This window comes from Streptomyces sp. E11-3 (assembly GCF_046540415.1).
Taxonomy (GTDB): domain Bacteria; phylum Actinomycetota; class Actinomycetes; order Streptomycetales; family Streptomycetaceae; genus Streptomyces.
The window spans coordinates 575,061-596,201 of the sequence record NZ_JAZGRL010000002.1 but is presented as its reverse complement, the minus strand read 5'-3'; the positions used below and the strand labels follow the sequence as shown (position 1 = coordinate 596,201).

Below are 21,141 nucleotides of genomic sequence, written 5' to 3'. Positions count from 1 at the left end.
TTCACACGGGCCGGGTGCGCCCCGTGGACCAGGCACGGACCACGGGCGGGGTGCGCCCCGTGGATCAGGCGCGGCCCAGGGACCAGGCACGGCCCGAGGGCCAAGTGCGGCCCGTGGACCGGCTGCGGCGGGCGAAGGTAGTACGCCCCGTGGGCCAGGCGCGGCCCAAAGACCAGACGCGGCCCAAGGGCCAAGTGCGGCCCATGGGCCGGCAGCGGCCGGTGAAGGTGCGGGCCGTCACGGCGCCGGGCTCGGCCGTGGGGCCACAGGGGAGACGGGTGCTCGTCTCGCCGGTGCGGGCACGGGTGAGACCGGCGGCCGTCTGGTCGGTGTCCGCACCAGCGGGCGCCGCCTCGCCGCACCCGTGCGCGGCCGGGGCGCGAACCCCGCCGTGCCGGGCGGGCGTCGGACGCCCGAGAAGGGGGTCTCGTGAACGGGTCCGCGTCGCTGCGGTTCGTCGCCCTGGGGGACTCGCTCAGTGAGGGCGTCGGCGACCTGGTGGGCGACAGCTGGCGGGGCTGGGCGGCGCTGCTCGCCGAGGGGCTCGCGCCCCCCGAAGCCCCCGTGGAGTTCCGCAACCTCGCGGTCAGCGGGGCGCAGACCGGCGACGTACTGCGCCGCCAGACCCCCGCCGCCCTCGCCTTCCGGCCCGACGTCGCGTCCGTCGTGGTCGGCGTCAACGACACCCTGCGCTGCACCTTCGACATCCACGCGGTCGCCGCCCGCCTCGACTCGGTGTACGCGGCGCTCACCGCGCGCGGCGCGGTACTGCTCACCGCGTGCCTGCCCGACCCCGGGACCATGCTCGGGCTGCCCGCGGCGCTCGCCCGCCCGCTGGCGCGTCGGCAGCACGCGGTCAACGCGGTGGTGCACGCACTCTCCGAGCGGTACGGGGCCATCCACCTGCACCTCGCGGAGGGCGCCTGGGTCACCGACCGCACGATGTGGAGCGCGGACCGGCTGCACCCCGGCGAGCGCGGGCACCGCTTGATCGCCGCCCGCTTCCACGCCCTGCTCACCGCCTCCGGACGGACCTTGGGCACTCCACCGTCGTACGAGCCGGAGCAGCCTCCGCCGACCCGTACCGCGAGCGTGCTGTGGCTGGCCACCGCGGGCACCGGCTGGGTGGCACGCCGGTGCACCGACCTGCTGCCCCAGCTGCTGACACTCGCCGCCGATGAACTACGTCACCTGGCCCGCGGCTCCAGCGCGGCGCTCGACCTGCGCACCACCCAGGCCGTGTCGGCCGCGCTGGCCGCCCTCTCGGCGGGCCAGCAGCCGGACGCCGCCTGAACCCCCGTACGCGGTAAGGGAGTTCATGGCGTACGGCGCGACCCCCGCGCGCCCGTGGACGGCGGCCCGACGGACGGCGAACGGGCCGCAACCGACCGCGGCCGCCGCCCCGCGGCCCTTGCGCGCATGCGGTGCCATCTGCGCCGTTTCGGCCGTTGTCAGTGCGACCGCCTAATCTTTCCGTCGTGACTGCACCTGCCCCGGCCAAAAGTGTCCCGTCCCCGGCCCTGGGCCCGGCCGCCGACGAGGGCCTGGCCCGGCGGCTGCGTGCCCTGGCCTGCACGGCGCCGCTGCACGACCTCGACGTACGCAAGGCCAACCTGGCCGGCGAGTACTCGGTGTACGCGATGGCGGAGGTGGCGCTCTCGGCCATCGACCTGGTCACCCTGAACATGGACTTCGACACGGGCGCCGACCACGAACAGATAGTGACCAGGCTCGTCCCCCGCGTCGCTGCCCAGGCCCCCCAGCGGCCCGCCGCCGAACACGAGCGGGTGGCCCGCTGGGTCCTGGAGAACCTGATCAACGTCGGCAGCGCCGACCGCGGCTTCCGCGCCGTGTACGGCACCTTCGCCCCCGACGGCTCCTACGTCCGCCGCGACTACGACTTCAAGCTCATCGAGGAGGTCCCCGGATACGGCGGCGGGGTCTATCTGCGCACCACGGACGAAGCGGTCAACGTCCTGGTGGGCGCCCTCGACACGGACGTCACCAGCGCCCAGATCGCGGCCGAGGTCAAGCTTGAGGTGCTGATCAGCCGCGGCCGCCTCGCCGACGCGCAGCTCGCCGCCGAGCAGGCCCGCTACCGCACCGTGCAGTACTCGGAGTCGCTGCGCCGCGCCCTGGACGCCACCCGGCGCAACGTCCGCGCCGTGGACTGGCTGCAGGCCGTCCCCGACATGATCGCCGAGGCGCTCGACCACGTCGCCGACCGGTACCGCCACGAGAACGCCATCCTGACCAACATCCGCAAGGCCAGAGACGAGGCCGACACCGGCTCCGACCCCAAGACCGCCGAGCACAAGCGGCGCGCCGCGGAGCTCGTCGACATCGTCAAGGACTGCATCCGCCGCCACACCCAACTGCAGTCCCGGCTCCTGGAGGCCGGACCGCTGTTCCGCGCCGAGCAGGACCGGCAGGCCTTCGCGACCCCCACCGCCCGCCTGGGGCTCGACCTCTACGGCCAGCTGGTCGCCCCCGTCCTGCCACTCCCGGTCGAGCGGGCTACTCGCGTCACGGACGCGTTCTTCGCCCGTGGCACCGGGCTGCGCACCCCGACGTCGGTGCGCGTCGGCGACCTCGTGGAGATGCTGCTCACGCCCCCGGTGGAGCGCGAGCACCTGGGCGCCGAGATGCCCGAGCCCGATCTGATCGCCACCCCGGACGACAGCAGGTTCAGCGAGGAGCAGCTGGCCGGCGCGATGGAGCTGCTCGACCTGGAGCACGACGCGCCGCGCCGGCTGTCGGGGCTGCTTGCCGAGGCCCGCCGCCTGGACCCCGAGCTGCCGTATCTCGTCGCACTGTTGGCGGTGCATGCGGCCAGTCCGCCGGTCGGCACCGCGTACCGCCAGGGTGAGCAGCGGCTGCTGTTCGCCGTGGATGACGGCACCGAGCTGGACGACCCGGAGTTCGGCGGCGCCGACCTGATCGTCGGGACAGCGCTGCTCGATGCGGCGGGGATGGCCGCGGACCGTACGGAGGCCGCGTGATGTTTGTTCTTGACCCTCAGCAAGGAGCGCACCCGTGAGTGACCACCACGCAGACACCGCCGCGTGGAGTGAGCCCGAGGCCCGCCCCGCGCCCGCCGCGGTGACCCCCGCCGACGCCGCCGACGCCGCGCGGCTGGTGTCCTTCGGGCTCCAGCCCAAACTGCAGCCCGCCCGCGACGCCGAGTACACCGAACTGCTGCGCCGCTACCGCGAGGACCCGCCCTTCGCCCGGCTCGCGGACGCCGTGGCCACCGGGCTCGGACTCGTGGTCCTGGAGGTGTCCCCGCGCGCGGGGATGGCCGTGACCGCCGCCGAGGACTCCGTGTTCGCCGTCCGTATGGGCGACTACGCGCGACGCGCCTCGTCCGACGCGGCCGACCGCTTCCTGCACGGCCTCGCCCACCTCGCGATCGCCGCCATGGCCTTCCCGCGCCCCGAGGACCTCGCCGACGACGGGTACATCGGACGCGTCACGGTCAACGGCGTCGACGCGTTCGTCCGGCAGGCCTGCCGCCGCCTCGAAGAACGCGCCGAGGAACAGGGCGAGAACACCGACCCCGCGTCGGACGCCCCGGGGCTGGAGGCGGGCTGGCGGATCTGGGCCCGGCGCAGCTCCACCGGAGCCACCAAGGACGCGCGCCGGCTCGCCGGTTCCACCACCGGCATCGTCGGCAAGGCCGCCGCCTTCCTCACCGACTCCGGCTTTCTGCAGCGCACCGGCGACGACTCCGGAGGCACGTACCGCACCACCGCCCGCTACCAGCTGCAGGTCCGCGACATGGCGGGCAGCGCCGCCATGGCCGAACTGCTTGAGCTGGGCATCGTGCCGGTGACCGACGGCACCGCGAGCCTGATCCCGGCCGACGACGGGGAGGACCTGGAACTGGTCGCCGGCGCCGGACTGCCCTTCCACTCCGCTCAGCAGCCCTGAGCCCAGGCTCCCCGCCACCGAGTACCGCCCGCTTCCCAAGACTGACGACGAGAGTCCCCGCCATGTACGAGCTGTCCCGGGTCCGCCTCTACTCCATCGGCCCAGCCGGTGCTCGCTATGCCGACACCGTGCTCGACCTGCGCGGAGTGGGCCCGGCCGTGCCGAACCCCGCGCCCACCCAGGCGGAGTTCTTCGAGGACGAGCCGACCGGGCCGCCGCGCCGCCCGGCCCCGGCCGGGGTGCTCTTCCTGGAGAACGGCGGCGGCAAGTCCGTACTGCTCAAGCTGATCTTCTCGGTGATGCTGCCGGGCCACCGCAACACCCTCGGCGGCGCCAGCTCCGGCGTGCTGCGCAAGTTCCTGCTCGCCGACGACTGCGGGCATGTGGCGCTGGAGTGGCAGCACACCCTGACCGGCGAGTGCGTGGTCGTCGGCAAGGTGAGCGAGTGGCGCGGACGGCAGGTCTCCAACGATCCGCGGAAGTTCGCCGAGGCCTGGTACTCGCTGCGCCCCGGACCCGGGATGAGCCTGGACAACCTTCCGGTCGCCGAGTCCACCGCCGTACGTCCGGTGGCCGAGGGCGCTTCGGGGGCGCAGGGCCGCCGCCGCACCATGAAGGGCTTCAGGGACGCGCTCACCGAGGCGGGCAAGGCGTACCCGCATCTCGAGGTGCACTGGGAGGAGATCCACGACCGCTGGAACGAACACCTCGGCGACCTGGGCCTGGACCCCGAACTCTTCCGCTACCAGCGGGAGATGAACGCCGACGAAGGTGAGGCGGCCGGTCTCTTCGCGGTCAAGAAGGACTCCGACTTCACCGATCTGCTGCTGCGCGCCGTCACCGACACCCGCGACACCGACGGGCTCGCCGACCTGGTGAGCGGCTTCGGCAACAAGCTCGGACGGCGCGCGGAGCTGATGGCCGAACGCGACTTCACCGCGGGCTCGGTGGACCTGCTCGGGCGGATCGTCGAGGCCTCCGACACGCGGGCACGCGCGCGTGAGGTGCACACCGGCGCCGAGCGGCGCACCCGCACGCTGTCCCGCAGGCTCTCCGCGCGCGCCGCCCAGGAGCGGGCCCGCGCCGCCGACCTGGCCCAGCAGGTCACCGACGCCGCGCACACCGTCACCGAGGCCGAGCGCACCCGTGGCCAGAGAGCGCTGATCGCCGCCGAACTGGCCTACCGCAACGCGTCCCTGGCGCTGTCCGCCGCGGAGAAGTCGGCCGCCGCGCAGAAGCGCGAACTCGCCGATGCGCGCACCCTGCACGCGGCGTGGCAGGCGGCCGAGGCGGTGCTGCGGCACCGCGCCGCCGCCGACCGCTCCGCGCGGGTCGCCGTCGCCATCCGCGAGGCCGAGCGGGACGCGGCACCCGCCCTCGCCGCCCGGGCGACGGCCGCCGCCGATCTCGTACGCGCCCTGCACACGGCCGCGGCGGACGGCGAGCGCCTGGCCAACGAGGAGGAGGAGCGGTCCGCCGTACTCCAGGAGACCGGCGAGGCCGCCCACCGCGACGCCACGGTCGCCGCGACCGACGCGCAGCGGGCCCGCAGCGAGAGCGGCCATCTGCGCCAGCGCCTGACCGAGGTCGAGCAGGAGACGGCGGAAGCCGTACGCGCCGGGTGGCTGGACGACTCGGCCCCGGACGCCGACCCGGCCCGCGCCGCGCTCGCCGCGAGCGACGCCGAGAAGACGGCGGTCGCCGCGTGGGACGCGGCCCGCGAGGCGTCCCGTACGGCATCCGAGCGCGCCAAGGAGACCGCGGCCACCGAGGCACGCGCCGAACTCACCGCGGCCCGCGCCGCGGACGCCGCCGCCGCGGCCGAGGCCGCGCATGACGCGGAGCGCCGCACGGCCGAAGCGCTCGCGGCTCAGGAGCGCCTCGCCGAGCTGCTGAGCCTGCCGGCGCCCGGGTCTTTCGCGTCGCCGGGGCGCCCCGGACGTGCCTCCGAACGCGCCGCGAGCGCGGCCGACGGGCAGGCTCCGGGAGCGGGCGAGCCCGGCGACGGACCTACGGGCGACGCCCGGTCCGCCGCCGGGGATGGGGCGGGTTCGGCGGGTACCGGTGGCGGTGCTCCGGACCCGGCGTCCGGCGACGCGGACCGGGAATCCCGAGAGGCGGACCAGGAAGAGGCCGCGCGGTCTGCCGACCGTTCCGGAGCGGGCCGCCGCGCGGCCGACGCCCGCGGAGCAGCGCGGCGCCCCGCCAAGGACGGCCCCCTCACGGCCGAAGAGCTGGACCGGTACGCCGACGAACTGGGCGAGCTGCTTGAGCAGGGCGTCGCCTCCGCCGAGCGGCAGCTCTTCGAGTTGCGTACGGCCGCCGCCGACGACGCCCGTATCCTCGGCGCGCTGGGCGACGGCGGACTGCTGCCGCCCGGACCCGACGTGCTCGCCACCGTGGAGTACCTGGGCGAGCACGGCATCCCCGCACTGCCCGGCTGGCGCTACCTCGCGCAGGCCGTCGACCCGACCGACCACGCGCGCGTGCTCGCCGCACGCCCCGAGCTGGTCGACGGCGTCGTCATCACCGACCCCGCGACCCACGCCCGCGCCCGCGAGGTGCTGGACGACGCCGCGCTGCTGCCCCGCTCCACGGTCGCCGTCGGCACCGCGGCCGCGCTGCTGGCCCCCACCCCGGCCCCAGGCGCGGGCGAGGCCGAGGTCTTCCTCGTACCGCCGAACCCGGCCATGCACGACGAGCAGGCCGCCGACGAGGAGCGGCAGGCACTGCGGGCACGCGCCACCCTGCGCGACGAGGAGATCCGGGCACTCGCCGCCCGCCTTGGCAAGGACCGCGAACTGGCCGCCCGGCTCGCCTCCTGGCGCGCGGGCTGCCCGGCGGGGCGGCTCGCCGAGCTCGCCACCGTCGCCGAGACCGCCCGCGCCTTCGCCGAGGAGACCGAGGCCGAACTGGTCGAGGCCCGCACCGCACGCGCCGAGGCCGACGAGGCCGCCGCCGACACCGCGCGCGTACGGGACGAGCGCCAGGACGCCGCCCAGCGGGCCCGCAGGGCCGCCGACGCGCTCGCCGGACTCGCCTTCCGGCTGCGTGAGCGCGCCGGATGGCAGGTGAAACTGCGCGAACTGGCCGACGACGCCGTCGAGTCCGAGGCCAAGGCGCAGGCCTGCCTGGAGCGCGCCAGGGCCGCCGACGAGGACCGCCGAGCCACCCAGCGCGCCGCGGACGACGCCCGCCGCACCGCCCGCGCCCTGCGCGCCGAGCGCGCCGAGATCGCCGGCGCGCCCGAGGAGATCCCCGAGCAGACCCCCGAAGGCGACGCCCCGCGCACCGCCCTGCCCGCCCTGCGCGAGGCCTACCGTGCCGCGTCCCAGCTGTACGAGAAGGTCGGCGTCGGCGCCGACCTGCGCGCCGAACAGGCCCGCGCCGAGAGCGACGAGAGCGCCGCACTCGCCCAACTCGACCGGCTCAGCAACAAGGTCCGCACCCGCGCCGCCACGCTCCTTCAGGGCCCGGACGGCGCCGACGGCCCGTCCCGGCAGGCCGCGTCCGCCCGCGCCGAGTCCCTGGTCCAGATGCTGGAGACCCGCGCCTCCACCGCGAGCGAGCAGCTCGGACGGCTCCGCGGCGAGGCCGAGCGGCACGCCCCCGAGGACGGCGAGGCGCACACCGAGCTGCCCGACGACCTGGTCCCGGCCGACGCCGAGCACGCCCAGACCCTGCTGCGTACCGCCACCGCGGAACTGGCCACCCGCACCGAGGCACTCCACCAGGCCAAGGAGGCGCACACCGAACTGCTGCGCGCCCACCGCGCCGCCGAGGACGGCGCGGGCGGCTTCGACGAGACCGCCGCGCTCCTGCGCGACCTGCTGCGCGACCATCCCGCAGGCGAGCCCGACGAGCCCGAGGCACCCGAGCCCTACCCCGGCACCCTGGAAGAGGCCCGCCAGGCCGCCGCCGAGACCCGCCGCTCTCTGCGCGGCTGCGCCGCCGACCTGTCCGCGGCCGACGCGGCCGTACGCGAGAGCAGCGACGTCCTGGTCCGGCACGCCAACTCCACCCGGTACGAGCAGGTCCGCACCCCGGCCCGCCAGCAGATCCGCGAACTGCCCGCCGCCGCCCTGCCCGAGCACGCCCGCAAGTGGGCCGAGGCGTTCGCGCCGCGCCTGCGCGTCCTCACCGACGAGCTGGAGCAACTGGAGCGCAACCGCGACAGCATCGTGGACCGGCTGCGCGGCCTGGTGGAGTCCGCGCTGGCCACCCTGCGCTCGGCTCAGCGCCTGTCCCGCCTCCCCGAAGGCCTCGGTGAGTGGTCGGGCCAGGAGTTCCTGCGCATCCGCTTCGAGGAGCCTGACCAGGCGACCCTCGCCGAACGCCTCGGCGAGGTCGTCGACGACGCCACCCGCGCCGCCCTCAAGAAGAACACCGCCGCCAGCTACGGCGAAGGCCGCCGCGACGGTATGTCCCTGCTGCTCAGGGGCGTCCAGGCGGCCCTGGAGCCGCGCGGCGTCGCCGTCGAGATCCTCAAGCCGGACGCCGTGCTACGCGCTGAGCGCGTCCCGGTCGGCCAGATGGGCGACGTCTTCTCCGGCGGCCAGCTGCTCACCGCCGCCATCGCCCTGTACTGCACGATGGCCGCCCTGCGCAGCAACGACCGGGGCCGCGACAAGCACCGGCACGCGGGCACGCTCTTCCTGGACAACCCCATCGGCCGCGCCAACGCCACCTATCTCCTGGAGCTCCAGCGCGCCGTCTCCGACGCGCTCGGCGTCCAGCTGCTGTACACCACCGGCCTGTTCGACACCACTGCGCTCGCCGAGTTCCCGCTGGTCATCCGGCTGCGCAACGACGCGGACCTGCGGGCGGGCCTGAAGTACATCAGCGTCGAGGAGCACCTCCGTCCGGGCCTGCCCCAACAGGACCCGGACGGCCCGACGGTGCACGGCGAGATCACGGCGACACGGATGTACAAGCGCCCGGCGACGGCGGAGGACTGAGCGCGGAGTCCGTTCCAGGCTCAGTGATTTGCTCGCGCACCCACCGGTGGAACTTGCCGATGTGGTGCTCGGACGGCACCAGCACCCCGCCGTCCCGGTACGCGCGCGAGCTCATCGCGGGCTGGGTGCGCTCACAGGCGTCGAAGTCCTGCGAGTTGACCCGGTGGAACAGTTCCACCGAGCCGGACAGGTCGGCGCCGGACGCGACGACCTCGGGCGCGTACAGCCAGTCGCACTCGACGACCGTACGGTCCGGGCCGAGCGGGAACATCCGGTGCAGGATCACATGGTCGGGCACCAGGTTGACGAAGACCGTCGGCTTCACGGTGATCGCGTAGTAGCGCCGGTCCTGCTCCTCGTCGATGCCGTCGAGCCGCCCGAAGCCCGCGCTGCCGTCCACCGTGAAGCCCTTGACCTCCGCACCGAACGCGGCGCCGTGCCCCACGTAGTACTGGGCCGCCAGACCGTCCGCGAACTCCGGGAGGACGTCGGTGAGTTCCGGATGGATGGTGGCGCAGTGGTAGCACTCCATGAAGTTCTCGACGATCAGCTTCCAGTTGGCCTGTACGTCGTAGGTGATCCGCTTGCCCAGGGCGAGCCCGGCCACCCCGTAGCGGTCGATGGCGGCGACGTCCCCGAGCCGCTCCACGGCCGCGCCGATCACCGTCTCCTCGAACGACGGCGGCTCGTCGGCCAGGCAGAGCCACCCATAGCCGAGCCACTCGCGCAGATGGACGGGCCGGAGCCCGTACGCCGAGCGGTCGATGTCCGTGAGGCTGGCCAGGTTGGGCGCCGCGATCAGCTTCCCGTCCAGGTCGTACGTCCACGCGTGGTACGGGCACTGCAGCGACCGGCGCACCTCGCCCACGGACTCCAGGCAGAGCCGGGCGCCGCGATGGCGGCAGATGTTGAGGAAGGCGCGCAGCTCACCGGCGCGGTTGCGGGTGACGACGACCGACTCGCGGCCGATCTGCACGGTACGGAACGCGCCGGGCTTGTCGAGGTCGGCGGCGCGCACCGCGCAGAACCACAGGGACTCGAAGATCCGCTCCTGCTCCTGGCGGAAGAGGTCGGGGTCGGTGTAGTGACGGCCGGGCAGCGTCGCGATCAGGCTCGGCGTGAGGGGCGTGGTCGGCGTGGTGGTCATGGGAGGCGTACCTCTCGCATCGATCAGACAGGTGCGGCGGTGAGCCGGGACGGGTGGAACAGTTCGATCGGGTGCTCGGTGGTGCCCCGCAGCGCCAGGTCGGCGAGTATCTCCCCGACGACCGGCACGAACTTGAAGCCGTGCCCGGAGAACCCGCAGGCCACGGTCACCGAGTCGGGGTGCGCCGGATGCCGGGCGATCACGAAGTGCTCGTCGGGCGTGGTGGTGTACATACAGGTCGCCGCGGTGAGGAAGCCGCCGGGCAGCGACGGCAGCCGCCGCCCGGCCTGCTGGGCCATGGCCGCCACCTCGTCGTCGTGCACGGTCCGTTCGATGGTCTCGGGGGTGCAGACGGTGCCCTTGCGGAAGAAGGCCACCTTGGCGCCGCCGTCCGGGCCGTCGATCGCCGGGAACCCGTAGACCTGCACTCCGGCGCTGTCCTCCCAGATGTAGACGGGATGCCGCTCGGGGACGTACGGACGCACACCCCCGGTCGGCCGGAACCAGTACATGACCTGCCGTTCGATGCTGAACGGCACCCCGAGGTCGGCGAGCAGCCCCGGCGCCCACGCCCCCGGGCAGATCACCAGGCGGCCCGCGGTGTAGGTGTCCTCGGGCGTGTGCACCCGTACGCCGTCCCGGTACGGCTCCCAGCGGGTGACCGGCTCGTCGAAGTGCAGGTCGGCCCCGGCGCGGGTGGCGAGCTGCAGATGGGCGGCGACGGTGTTCTCCGGGCGCAGCAGACCGGCCCGCGCCTCGTACAGCGCGACCTCGTCGTCGTCCGGGGTGAGGGTCGGGAAGCGGCGTCGTATCTCCGGGGCGCTCAGGAGCTCGTGCGGCAGGCCCCACTTCTCGGCGGAGAGCAGCGAGCCCGCCACGACCCGGCTGTCGGGGCGGCCGAGCATCAGCCCGCCGCACAGGGTGGCGATCCGCCGCCCGGTCTCCCGTTCCAGCTGCTCGTACAGCTCGTAGGAGCGCAGCAGCAGGGGCACATACGCGGGGTCCTCGAAGTACGACTGGCGGGTGACACGGGAGCCGCCGTGGCTGGAGCCCCGGCTGTGCACCGGGCCGTACTTCTCCAGCCCCAGCACCCGGGCACCGCGCGCCGACAGATGGTGTGCGGCGGCGCTGCCCATGCCGCCGAGGCCGATCACGATCACGTCGTAGGTGGGGGACATCTCAGGCCCTTTCCGATGGCGGCGGGACGTTCGCGGGGCGTTGCTCACCGCAGAATGTGGGTCATCTTCGGGTCGAAGAGCGGCTCGTCGGCGACGGTCGCGGGCATCCGCTGGCCGAAGTACTCGATGTGCACCGCGGTCCCCGAGGGGAGTGGCGGCAGCCAGGCGTACGCCACACAGCGGCCCAGCGTGTAGCCGTACGCGGCGCTGGTGACATAACCGGCCGCGGCCCCGGCGACGTACACCGGCTCCTTGCCGAGCACCACCGCCGCGGGGTCGTCCAGGGTGAGCGCGGTGAGCCTGCGCTCCGGTTCGGCCAGCGGGTCGAGGGCCGCGCGCCCGACGAAGTCGCCCCGGTCAAGACGGACGGCGAAGCCGACGCCCGCCTCGTACGGGGTGTGTTCGCTGGTCATGTCGTGGCCCCAGGCGCGGTAGCCCTTCTCCAGGCGCAGGCTGTTGAAGGCCGAGCGCCCGGCCGCGATCACCCCGAGCGACTGGCCGGCCGCCCACAGCGTGTCCCAGAGCCGGAGCCCCAGATCGGCGGTGGTGTACAGCTCCCAGCCCAGCTCGCCGACGTAGCTCAGCCGCATCGCGGTGACCGGCACGTCGCCGATATGGGTCTGCCTGGCCTTGAAGAAGCCGAAGGCCTGGTGCGAGAAGTCGTCGCGGGTGAGCGGCTGGACCAGTGCGCGGGCCAGCGGGCCCCACACACCGACACAGCAGGTCCCGGCGGTGATGTCGCGCAGCCGCACGTCGTCGGGCGCGTGCCGCCGCAGCCAGTCCAGGTCCGCGGGGGAGTTGGCGCCCACCTGGAAGTGCTCGGCGTCGAGCCGGGCGACGGTGAGGTCGGAACGTATCCCTCCGTGGTGGTCGAGGAGCAGCGTGTAGGTCACCGAACCGGGCCGTTTCGCCACGTTGTTGGAGGTCATGTACTGCAGGAAGCCCAGCGCGCCGGGCCCGCTGACCTCCAGGCGCCTGAGCGGCGTCATGTCGTACAGCGCGACCCGTTCGCGCGTCGCCCTGGCCTCGGCGGCGGCGATCGGCGACCAGTAGCGGGCCGACCAGGCGTCCCGCTCGGGGACCGCGAGTCCGTCGGTGAGCGGGGCGTTCGCCTCGTACCAGTGCGGGCGCTCCCAGCCGCCGCCCTCCAGGAAGTAGGCGCCGAGTTCACGCTGCCGGGCGTAGAAGGGGCTGACCCGCAGCGGGCGCGGCCGCTCGATCGGCTGCAGCGGGTGGATGACGTCGTACACCTCGACGAACTGCTGCGCGCCGCGCTCGGCGACGTACGCGGGGGAGCGCTGGGCGTCCTCGAAGCGGGTCAGGTCGCACTCGTGGACGTCGATCCCGGGTTCGCCGGTGGTCATCCACTCGGCGACGGCCCGCGCCACGCCCGCCGAGTGCGTCACCCACACGGCCTCCGCCAGCCAGAAGCCGCGCAGCGCGGCGGACTCGCCGATCAACGGCATGCCGTCGGGCGTGAAGGAGAAGACGCCGTTGAAGCCCTCTTCGACCTTGGAGTCGCCGAGCGCGGGGAGCAGCCAGGCGCAGTCGTCCCAGCTTGGCGCGAAATCGTCCTCGGTGAAGGGGTACGAGGACGGCATCACCGGCGCGTCGTCGTAGGCGGGGACGGTGAACGCGTCGACGGGCAGCGGGCGGTGGGCGTACGAGCCGATGCCGAGGCGGTCGCCGTGCTCGCGGAAGTACAGGTCGCGGTCCTGGAAGCGCAGGATCGGCCGGGTGGCCTCGACGCCCGGCTCCTTGCCGAGCAGACCGGGGAGCGGCGCGGTCTTGGCGTACTGGTGGGCGAGCGGCAGCAGCGGCACGTCGACCCCGGCCATCCGTCCGATGACAGGACCCCAGAATCCGGCCGCGGAGACCACATGGTCGGCGGGGAAGGTGCCCCGGTCGGTGACCACACCGGTGACCCGGCCGTTCTCGCGCTCGATGCCCGTGACGGTGTGCCGGTCCAGGAAGCGGGCGCCGCGCCGCTCGGCCCGCTCCTGCTGGGCGCGACAGGCGAGCACCGCGCGGGCGAGGCCGTCGCCCGGGGTGTGGAAGCCGCCGAGCACCTTGGACGTGTCGAGCAGGGGCCACAGCTCCTGGCAGGTACGCGGCGGGACGAGTTCGCCGTGGACGCCCCAGGAGGCGGCCAGGCCCGCCTTGCGATGCAGATCGGCCCAGCGCTCTGGTGTGGTGGCCAGTTCCAGGCCGCCCACCGGGTCGAAGCAGGGCACGCCGTCGACCGTGAGCGAGCCGAACTTCTCGACGGTGTACGCGGCGAACTCGGTGAGCGTCTTGGACGGGCTGGTCCTGAACACCAGGCCCGGCGCGTGCGAGGTGGAGCCACCGGGAGCGGGCAGCGGGCCCTGCTCCAGTACGGTGACGTCGCTCCAGCCGCGTGCGGTGAGCTCGTCGGCCAGGGAACAGCCCACGATCCCGGCGCCGATGACGACGACGCGGGGGGTGGTGGATGCGGGGGTGCTGGACATGCCCCTCCTTGCGCTGCTGTGAATCGGGTGGCTCTAGGGGACTGGTGGCTCATGACGCGTGGCTCGCGATGGACGGCTCACGACGGGCGGTCCACGAGGTGTGGCTCACGACGCGTGGCTCACGAGGGGCGGCTCAGAACACCACGACCGAGCGCAGCACCTCGCCGCGCTGCATCGCGGCGAAGGCCTCCTCGACCTGCTCCAGGCGAATCGTTTCGGTGACGAAGCCGCCCAGGTCGAGGCGGCCGCTGAGGTACTGGTCGATGAGGATCGGGAAGTCCCGGCTGGGCAGGCAGTCGCCGTACCAGGACGACTTGACCGCGCCGCCGCGCGAGAAGAGGTCGATCAGCGGCAGCTCGATCGTCAGCTCCGGGTCGGGCACGCCGACCTGGACCAGCACGCCCGCGTGGTCACGCATGTAGAAGGCCTGCCGGTACGTCTCCGGGCGGCCCACCGCGTCGATCGCGATGTCCACGCCGAACCCGCTGGTGAGCTCGCGTACCGCGGCGACCGGGTCCGTGCCACGCGAGTTGACGGTGTGCGTGGCGCCGAACCGCTCCGCGCCGTTCAGCTTGGCGTCGTCGATGTCGACAGCGATGACCCGGCGCGCCCCGGCCAGCGAGGCCCCGGCGATCGCGGCGTTGCCGACACCGCCGCAGCCGATGACGGCGACGGTGTCACCGCGCTCGACGCCCCCGGTGTGCACCGCGGCGCCGTACCCGGCCATCACGCCGCAGCCGATCAGACCGGCCGCCTCGGGGCGGGCCGCCGGGTCGACCTTCACCGCCTGACCGGCCGCGACCAGGGTCTTCTCGGCGAAGGCGCCGATGCCCAGGGCCGGTGAGAGCGGGGTGCCGTCCAGCAGGGTCATCGGCTGGGCGGCGTTGAGCGAATCGAAGCAGTACCAGGGGCGGCCGCGGCGACAGGAGCGACAGGCGCCGCAGGGCGCACGCCAGGCGATCACCACGTAGTCGCCGGGCACGAGGTCGGTGACACCCGCGCCGACCGCCTCCACGGTCCCGGCCGCCTCATGGCCGAGCAGAAACGGGAAGTCGTCGTTGATCGCGCCTTCCCGGTAGTGCAGATCGGTGTGGCAGACCCCGCAGGCCTGTACGGCGACGAGAACCTCCGACGGGCCTGGTTCCGGCACAACGATCGTCTGCACCTCGACGGGCGCACCCTTTTTCACGGAGACGACAGCACGGACCTCGTACGACACGGCCCCCACCCTTCGGATGTTGCGCACAGCACGCTGCGTTGCGCTATGAGAGACATAGTGGGAACGCCGACATCGGGACGTCAAGGGGGTGGAGTTAAGCGCGGGAAAATGACTGGGGGTGCGGCGAAACACCACCGACACACAGCGACGCGGGGCCGGATTCACCCGGCCCCGCGTCGCTGTGTGTCGGCTCCCCGCCGCTGGTCCCGCTGTCTCGTCAGGGGTCGGTCAGAAGCCGTACCCCATCCGGCGGGAGAGGTCCGCCGCCACTACGACCGCGCGCTTGGCCAGCTCGTTGAGGCGGTCCTCGGTCAGCCGGTAGACCGGCCCGGAGACGCTGATCGCGCCGATCACCTTCCCGTCGTGCGCGCGCACCGGCGCCGCCACCGAGGTCAGCCCCACCTCCAGCTCCTCCATCGCCAGCGCGTATCCCTGCTGCGCGACCGCCTCGAGCTCGGTGCGCAGCGCGACGGTGCCGGTCACCGTGTGGTCCGTGAACCGCGGCAGAGTGCGGGCGAGCAGCCCCTCGCGCAGGGTCGGCGGCAGATGGGCGAGCAGCACCTTGCCACTGGAGGTGGCGTGCAGCGGGGTGCGGCGGCCCAGCCAGTTCTGCGCGGTGACCGAGGCTGAGCCGCGGGCCTGCATGATGTTGACCGCGGCGTCGTCGTCGAGCACCGCGATGTTGACGGTCTCGCCCAGCTCGTCGGCGAGGTCGCGGCAGACCGGGGCGCCCTCCTGGGAGATGTCCAGGCGGACCGCGGCCGCCCCGGCCAGGCGCAGCACTCCGGCTCCCAGGTAGTACTTGCCGCGGTCCGGGGACTGGGTGACCAGGCCGCGGTTCTCCAGCACCCCGAGCAGCCGGAACGCCGTGGACCGGTGTACGTCCAGGGCGTCCGCGATCTCGGACGCGCCCGCCTCGCCCTGCTCGGCGAGGATCTCCAGGACGCTCACCGCGCGGTCCACGGACTGCACCGCGCTCGCGCCGCCCTTGCCCGGCTTCTCCTGACCGGCGGACTTCTCCTGGGCTGCGGACTTCTCGGGGCTGGCGGATTTCTCGGGGCTCGCGGACTTCTGAGGTGTCTCGGGCCCCTCCCGGCTCTCCTGCCCCCGGCGTTTCGCGCGTCCCTCCTGTTTCCGCTGTTCCTCCTGCCTCTGCTCACTCACGTCGTCCTCACTCCGCTTGCCGGCCATGGCTCCACTCTCACCCCCTGGCGACCTGGTCAGGGCCGCATTGTCGGGAAGCGCTTGACGTGACTCGCTTCCCACCCGGATTCTGTTGCGTATCGCGCTCGAAGGCGCGCATTACGCAACATGATGTTACCGAACAGTCGTGCATCCACAGGGGGTCCCGTGATACCCGTCTGCCGCCTTCAAGACCTCCCCGCGGGCGAATCCGTCCGCATCGACACCACGCCGCCGATCGCCGTGTTCAATGCCGATGGTGAGCTGTACGCCATCGATGACACCTGCACCCACCAGGACGCCTCGTTGTCCGAGGGATGGCTGGAGGGTGCATCGGTCGAATGCCCGCTGCACGCCGCGTCATTCGACCTTCGTACCGGAATACCGCTCTGCCTGCCCGCCCGCCGTGCGCTGCGCACCCATCAGGTGATCGTCGTCGACGGCATGGTCCATGTACGGCAGCAGGTCGCCGAGGAGGGCAGTGCCGCATGAGGACCGTCACCGTGGTCGGCGCCTCGCTCGCCGGGCTCTACGCGGCGCGCGCCCTGCGTTCCCAGGGGTTCGACGGACGCCTGGTGGTCGTCGGCGCCGAACCACACCGCCCCTACGACCGCCCACCGCTGTCCAAGGACTTCCTCACGGGGAAGGCGGACGAGGATCAGCTGACCCTCTGCGACGACGAGGAGACCGCCGAGCTCGACGCCGAGTGGCTGCTCGGCGTACCCGCTCGCGGGCTCGACACCCGGGGCCGCACCGTGCTCCTGGCGGATGGCAGAACCGTCTCCACCGACGGTGTGGTGATCGCCACCGGGGCCTGTCCGCGCGGGCTGCCAGGGCCGGTGTACGCCGGTGTGCACCTGCTGCGCACGCTCCCGGACGCCCGCGCCCTGCGCGCGGAACTGGCCGATGGGCCACGGCGGATCGTGGTCATCGGCGGCGGTTTCATCGGCGCCGAGACCGCGTCCTCCTGCGCCGCGCTCGGCCACCAGGTCACGGTCGTCGAGGCCGCTGAGCTGCCGCTGGTGCCTCAACTGGGCGCGGACATGGCCACGTTCTGCGCGGGCCTGCATCAACGCGGCGACGTACGGCTGATCTGCGGCACCGGTGTCGCGGCACTGCGCGCCGAGCGTACGGTCACCGGTCCCGGCGGGGGCGCCCACGGCAGGGCCGTCACCGGCGTCGAGCTCACCGACGGCCGCTTGCTCCCGGCCGACCTGGTGATCGTGGGCATCGGCGCCGTCCCGCACACCGGCTGGCTCTCCGGCTCACCGCTCGCCGTCGACGACGGGGTGATGTGCGACGACGGCTGCGTGACCGCGCTGCCCCAGGTCGTCGCGGTCGGAGACGTGGCCAGAGTCGGCGGCGTCCGGGCCGAGCACTGGACCAGCGCCACCGAACAACCCGCGGTCGCCGTGCGCAATCTGCTCGCCGGACGCACCACGGAAACCGTGCGGACCGTTCCGTATTTCTGGTCCGACCAGTACGGAGCCCGTATCCAGTTCGCCGGCCGACGGCGGGACGGCGACACCGTCCGCATCGTCGAAGGCTCCCTGGAGGAGGGGAGCTTCCTCGCCCACTACGAACGCGCCGGGCACACCACCGCCGTGCTCGGCGTCGACCGCCCCCGCCCCTTCATGCGCGCCCGCCGAACCTTGCGTGACGCCACCAGGCCCCCCGTGGCCGTCTGATCCAGTGCCCGCCCGGGGCCCCGACGGGCCTCGGGCACACCGGACTTCAGAGACAGCCCGGACCTCAGCGCCCGTCCGGGGCCTCAACAGGCCTCGGACAGTCCGGACCTCAGCGCCTGCCCGTCAGGCCTGCGACAGTCGACTGCCAGCCGCTGGCCGGGCCCGTGCCGCGGCGCGCCCCGCGCGGCGCGCCCGGCGCCGCTCCTTGCGCAGCTGCCGCGCCGAACTGCTCGGCGTCGACACCACACCGTGCCGCTGGTTCCACACCTGCCGGGTGATCCACACATCGAGCACGCCCCAGGTGGCCACCACCGTCCCGACCACCGTCCCGATCACCATCGGGAAGGCCAGCCAGGAACCGGTGAGGGTGCACAGCATGGCCACCATCGCCTGAATCAGCGTCAGCGCCACAAAGAGCACCGCGCGCACGGCCGCGTCCCGTACCGGATCGGGCATCCGCGCCCGCCGTGCCGGTTCCTCCACCCACAGCTGCCCACCGGGCCCCCGCCGTTGCGCCGTCCCCACGACCACGTCACTCCCCACTACCTTGCAGTCGGCCGCCGCCCGTCACTTTCGGGCCGACCTCTCACTGACTGCCCGGCTTGGGGCATTTTACGCCACCTCGCGTGCGACCCCTGCCATCGCCCGCGGCCGCCGACGGCTCAGGTGGCGCAATCCGTCCCCAACTCCCGTACGACAGGACGAATGGCAGGCCGGAAAGATTCCCGCGATGGAAGAATTCCGGCCATCCGATGCGGGGGAGTGGCGGGACGGCACCCGCCCGCATGGCCCAGATCATGGTCTGCCATCTCCTGGTAAGGCAGGACAACTCGTGACGTCCCGCGCGCTCTTCGGCCGAAAAGCGACCGGACATGCCTTCGAGTTACTCCTGTCGCAGTAGTAGGCTCGCGCCGTTTGCTGACGCACGTACCCCCGGTCACGGGGTCTGAGCTGGGGGAGGCCATGCGCTTTCGCGGGAAGTCCATCCGCCGGAAGATCGTGGCGTTGCTGCTGGTGCCGCTGGTTTCGCTGACCGCCGTCTGGGGCGTGGCCACGGTCATCACCTGGCGTGAGGCCGACCAGTTGCTCGATGTCTCGTACATCGTCGACAAGGTCGGCTACCCCATCGAGGACGCGGCCCGGGTCATCCAGGAGGAGCGCCGACAGGCCCTCGTCTACCTGGCCGACCCCCGCGCATCGGACGCACTGGCCAAACTGCGCCGCAGGCACAGCGAGACCGACGACGTGGTCGCCACCATCCGGTCGAACGCCCAGGAAGAGGAAGTCCAGGGCGAGCTGGCCGAACACTCCAGAGACCGGCTCGACTCGATCGTGGAGTCCTTCGAGGGCATCGAGTCGCTGCGCCGCTCCGTCGAGGACGGCCCGCTCACCCGCGGCCAGGCCCTGGACCTCTACACCAAGCTGATCACCCCCTGCTACGACTTCCTGCAGACCCTGCACGGCCTGGACGACGTCGAGATGGACAAGCAGGGCCGCGCACTCGTCGGCGGCGCCCGCGCCAGGGAACTCCTCTCCCGCGAGGACGCGTTGCTCGGCTCCGCGCTGGTCGCCCGGCGGCTCGAAGCACGCGAGGTACGGCAGATCACCGACCTGGTGGCCCAGCGCGAGCTGCTGTACGAGCTCAACCTCCAACTGCTGCCGGACGACGAGCGCGGGACGTTCGAGCGCTTCTGGAAGGGCCCGGCGACCGCGCCCCTGCGGGAGGCCGAGAAGACGGCCGCGGCCGCCCGTCCCGGCACTCCGCGAGGCCTCACGGCCACCCGCTGGGACAAGGCGGCGCTCCCCGTGCTCGAAGAGCTGGCGGAGCGCAACACCGCCGCGGGCGACCGCTACCAGGACCGGGTCCAGCCGATCGCCATCAGCGTCCTCGTCAAGGCCGGTGTGGCGGGCATCCTCGGGATGCTGGCGCTGGCCGTCTCGCTGTTCCTGTCCATACGTATTGGACGTGGCCTGATCCGGGACCTGTCCCAGCTCCGCAAGGAGGCCCACGAGGCCTCCGGGGTGCGGCTGCCCAGCGTGATGCGCAGGCTCGCCGCGGGCGAGCAGGTCGACATCAGTACCGAAGCGCCCCGGCTGGAGTACGCCAAGGACGAGATGGGCCAGGTCGGCCAGGCCCTGAACTCCCTGCAGCGGGCCGCCGTGGAGGCCGCCGTCAAGCAGGCCGACATGCGACGCGGCGTCTCCGAGGTCTTCGTCAACCTCGCCCGCCGCAGCCAGGTCCTGCTGCACAAGCAGCTCACCCTGCTCGACACCATGGAGCGCAGGACCGAGGACACCGAGGAACTCGCCGACCTGTTCCGCCTCGACCACCTCACCACCCGGATGCGGCGGCACGCGGAGGGCCTGGTGATCCTCTCCGGCGCCGCCCCGTCCCGACAGTGGCGCAAACCCGTCCAACTGATGGACGTCGTACGGGCCGCGGTGGCCGAGGTCGAGGACTACGAGCGCATCGAGGTACGCCGCCTGCCCCGGATCGCCGTAACCGGCCCCGCCGTCGCCGACCTCACCCATCTCGCCGCGGAACTCCTGGAGAACGCCACGGTGTTCTCACCCCCGCACACCGCCGTACAGGTGCACGGCGAGCGGGTCGCCAACGGCTTCACACTGGAGATCCACGACCGCGGCCTCGGGATGACCAAGGAAGCGCTCCTGGACGCCAATCTGCGGCTCGCGGAGACCCCCGAGTTCGAACTCTCCGACACCGACCGGCTCGGCCTCTTCGTGGTCAGCCGACTCGCCCAACGCCAGCACATACGCGTCTCCCTGCAGCCCTCCCCGTACGGCGGAACCACCGCGGTCGTCTTCATCCCCGACGCCCTGCTCACCGACGCGCAGGACACCGACGGCGTCGGGTTCCGCCTGGACCGCGCCCGCCCCGGTCAGCACCGCCACGCCTCGGACGACCGTACGGCCCAGCTCTCCAAGGTGCCCGCCAGACTCCCCGGACTGCCGCACTCGGTGGTGGACGGACCCGTGGAACTCGAAGCCCCCGTCGGCTCGGGGGGACTTGGCCTCGACGTCCTGGACGATCTCGGCGACCTGGGGGACATCGGCGACGAGGACAGCGAGCGCGGCGGCCTGTTCCGCCCCCGCCGCCCGGCACCCGCGAGCCTGGGCGAGCGGCACCGGCAGCCTCGCGGCGAGGGCCAGGCCAGTGGCGACAAGGCCCGCCAGGGCGAGCCGCCGCACGCCGCCGGGGGCGCGATCCCGCTGCCGCGCCGCAGGACCCCCAAGCTGGTGAGCTCGCACGGCCGCCCGGTCACCCAGTCCAGGGAGCGCGCCCCCGAACGCCCCGCGCGCCCCACCACCCGGGAACCAGCCACCGA

General features: G+C 73.2%; 13 protein-coding genes. 7 read left to right on the top strand and 6 right to left on the bottom strand.

Annotated elements, in window-relative coordinates:
• Nucleotides 1–429 precede the first annotated feature (429 nt).
• The 4 genes from U9R90_RS21460 to U9R90_RS21445 all read left to right on the top strand — a co-directional run bounded on the left by U9R90_RS21460 (nt 430) and on the right by U9R90_RS21445 (nt 8,891).
• Nucleotides 430–1,293, top strand: a complete 864-nt coding sequence (locus U9R90_RS21460) for an SGNH/GDSL hydrolase family protein (protein WP_411058275.1) — start codon at nt 430–432, stop codon at nt 1,291–1,293.
• Nucleotides 1,294–1,478: 185 nt separating this feature from the next.
• On the top strand, nt 1,479–3,002 hold the full coding sequence (locus U9R90_RS21455; protein WP_411058274.1) for a hypothetical protein: 1,524 nt from the start codon (nt 1,479–1,481) through the stop codon (nt 3,000–3,002).
• 34 nt (nt 3,003–3,036) lie between these two features.
• Entirely contained in the window at nt 3,037–3,933 is an 897-nt protein-coding gene (locus tag U9R90_RS21450) for a hypothetical protein (protein ID WP_411058273.1), read from the top strand.
• Nucleotides 3,934–3,995: 62 nt separating this feature from the next.
• Nucleotides 3,996–8,891 (top strand): hypothetical protein, encoded by a 4,896-nt coding sequence (locus U9R90_RS21445; RefSeq protein ID WP_411058272.1) that lies wholly within the window; start codon nt 3,996–3,998, stop codon nt 8,889–8,891.
• Here U9R90_RS21445 and U9R90_RS21440 read toward each other — a convergent pair.
• The 5 genes from U9R90_RS21440 to U9R90_RS21420 form a co-directional block, all read right to left on the bottom strand.
• Entirely contained in the window at nt 8,845–10,038 is a 1,194-nt protein-coding gene (locus U9R90_RS21440; RefSeq protein WP_411058271.1) for an aromatic ring-hydroxylating oxygenase subunit alpha, read from the bottom strand. The two genes, U9R90_RS21445 and U9R90_RS21440, sit on opposite strands and share 47 nt — an antisense overlap.
• A gap of 23 nt (nt 10,039–10,061) precedes the next feature.
• On the bottom strand, nt 10,062–11,216 hold the full coding sequence (gene solA, locus U9R90_RS21435; RefSeq protein WP_411058270.1) for an N-methyl-L-tryptophan oxidase: 1,155 nt from the start codon (nt 11,214–11,216) through the stop codon (nt 10,062–10,064).
• 44 nt (nt 11,217–11,260) lie between these two features.
• On the bottom strand, nt 11,261–13,705 hold the full coding sequence (locus U9R90_RS21430) for a GcvT family protein (protein ID WP_411058269.1): 2,445 nt from the start codon (nt 13,703–13,705) through the stop codon (nt 11,261–11,263).
• 133 nt (nt 13,706–13,838) lie between these two features.
• Entirely contained in the window at nt 13,839–14,924 is a 1,086-nt protein-coding gene (locus U9R90_RS21425; protein ID WP_411058268.1) for an S-(hydroxymethyl)mycothiol dehydrogenase, read from the bottom strand.
• A 228-nt stretch (nt 14,925–15,152) separates the two neighbouring features.
• A complete protein-coding gene (locus tag U9R90_RS21420) occupies nt 15,153–15,896 on the bottom strand; it encodes an IclR family transcriptional regulator (RefSeq protein WP_411059763.1) in 744 nt (247 codons plus the stop codon).
• 378 nt (nt 15,897–16,274) lie between these two features.
• Here U9R90_RS21420 and U9R90_RS21415 point away from each other — a divergent pair, with 378 nt between their 5' ends.
• A complete protein-coding gene (locus U9R90_RS21415) occupies nt 16,275–16,598 on the top strand; it encodes a bifunctional 3-phenylpropionate/cinnamic acid dioxygenase ferredoxin subunit (RefSeq protein ID WP_411058267.1) in 324 nt (107 codons plus the stop codon).
• Entirely contained in the window at nt 16,595–17,794 is a 1,200-nt protein-coding gene (locus U9R90_RS21410) for an NAD(P)/FAD-dependent oxidoreductase (protein ID WP_411058266.1), read from the top strand. Before U9R90_RS21415 ends, U9R90_RS21410 begins: the two co-directional genes overlap by 4 nt.
• 123 nt (nt 17,795–17,917) lie before the next feature.
• On the opposite strand, the gene U9R90_RS21405 is transcribed toward U9R90_RS21410, so the two are convergent.
• On the bottom strand, nt 17,918–18,337 hold the full coding sequence (locus tag U9R90_RS21405) for a hypothetical protein (RefSeq protein ID WP_411058265.1): 420 nt from the start codon (nt 18,335–18,337) through the stop codon (nt 17,918–17,920).
• Nucleotides 18,338–18,757: 420 nt separating this feature from the next.
• Between U9R90_RS21405 and U9R90_RS21400 the strand changes: the two genes are divergently transcribed.
• Nucleotides 18,758–21,141, top strand: a 2,384-nt coding sequence (locus tag U9R90_RS21400; RefSeq protein WP_411058264.1) for a nitrate- and nitrite sensing domain-containing protein, incomplete at its 3' end; no start/stop codon positions are given.

Coding starts and splice junctions, on each gene's coding strand:
- U9R90_RS21410 (WP_411058266.1), top strand. CDS start 16,595: ATGAGGACCGTCACCGTGGTCGGCGCCTCGCTCGCCGGGCTCTACGCG.
- U9R90_RS21430 (WP_411058269.1), bottom strand. CDS start 13,705: ATGTCCAGCACCCCCGCATCCACCACCCCCCGCGTCGTCGTCATCGGC.
- U9R90_RS21445 (WP_411058272.1), top strand. CDS start 3,996: ATGTACGAGCTGTCCCGGGTCCGCCTCTACTCCATCGGCCCAGCCGGT.
- solA (WP_411058270.1), bottom strand. CDS start 11,216: ATGTCCCCCACCTACGACGTGATCGTGATCGGCCTCGGCGGCATGGGC.
- U9R90_RS21440 (WP_411058271.1), bottom strand. CDS start 10,038: ATGACCACCACGCCGACCACGCCCCTCACGCCGAGCCTGATCGCGACG.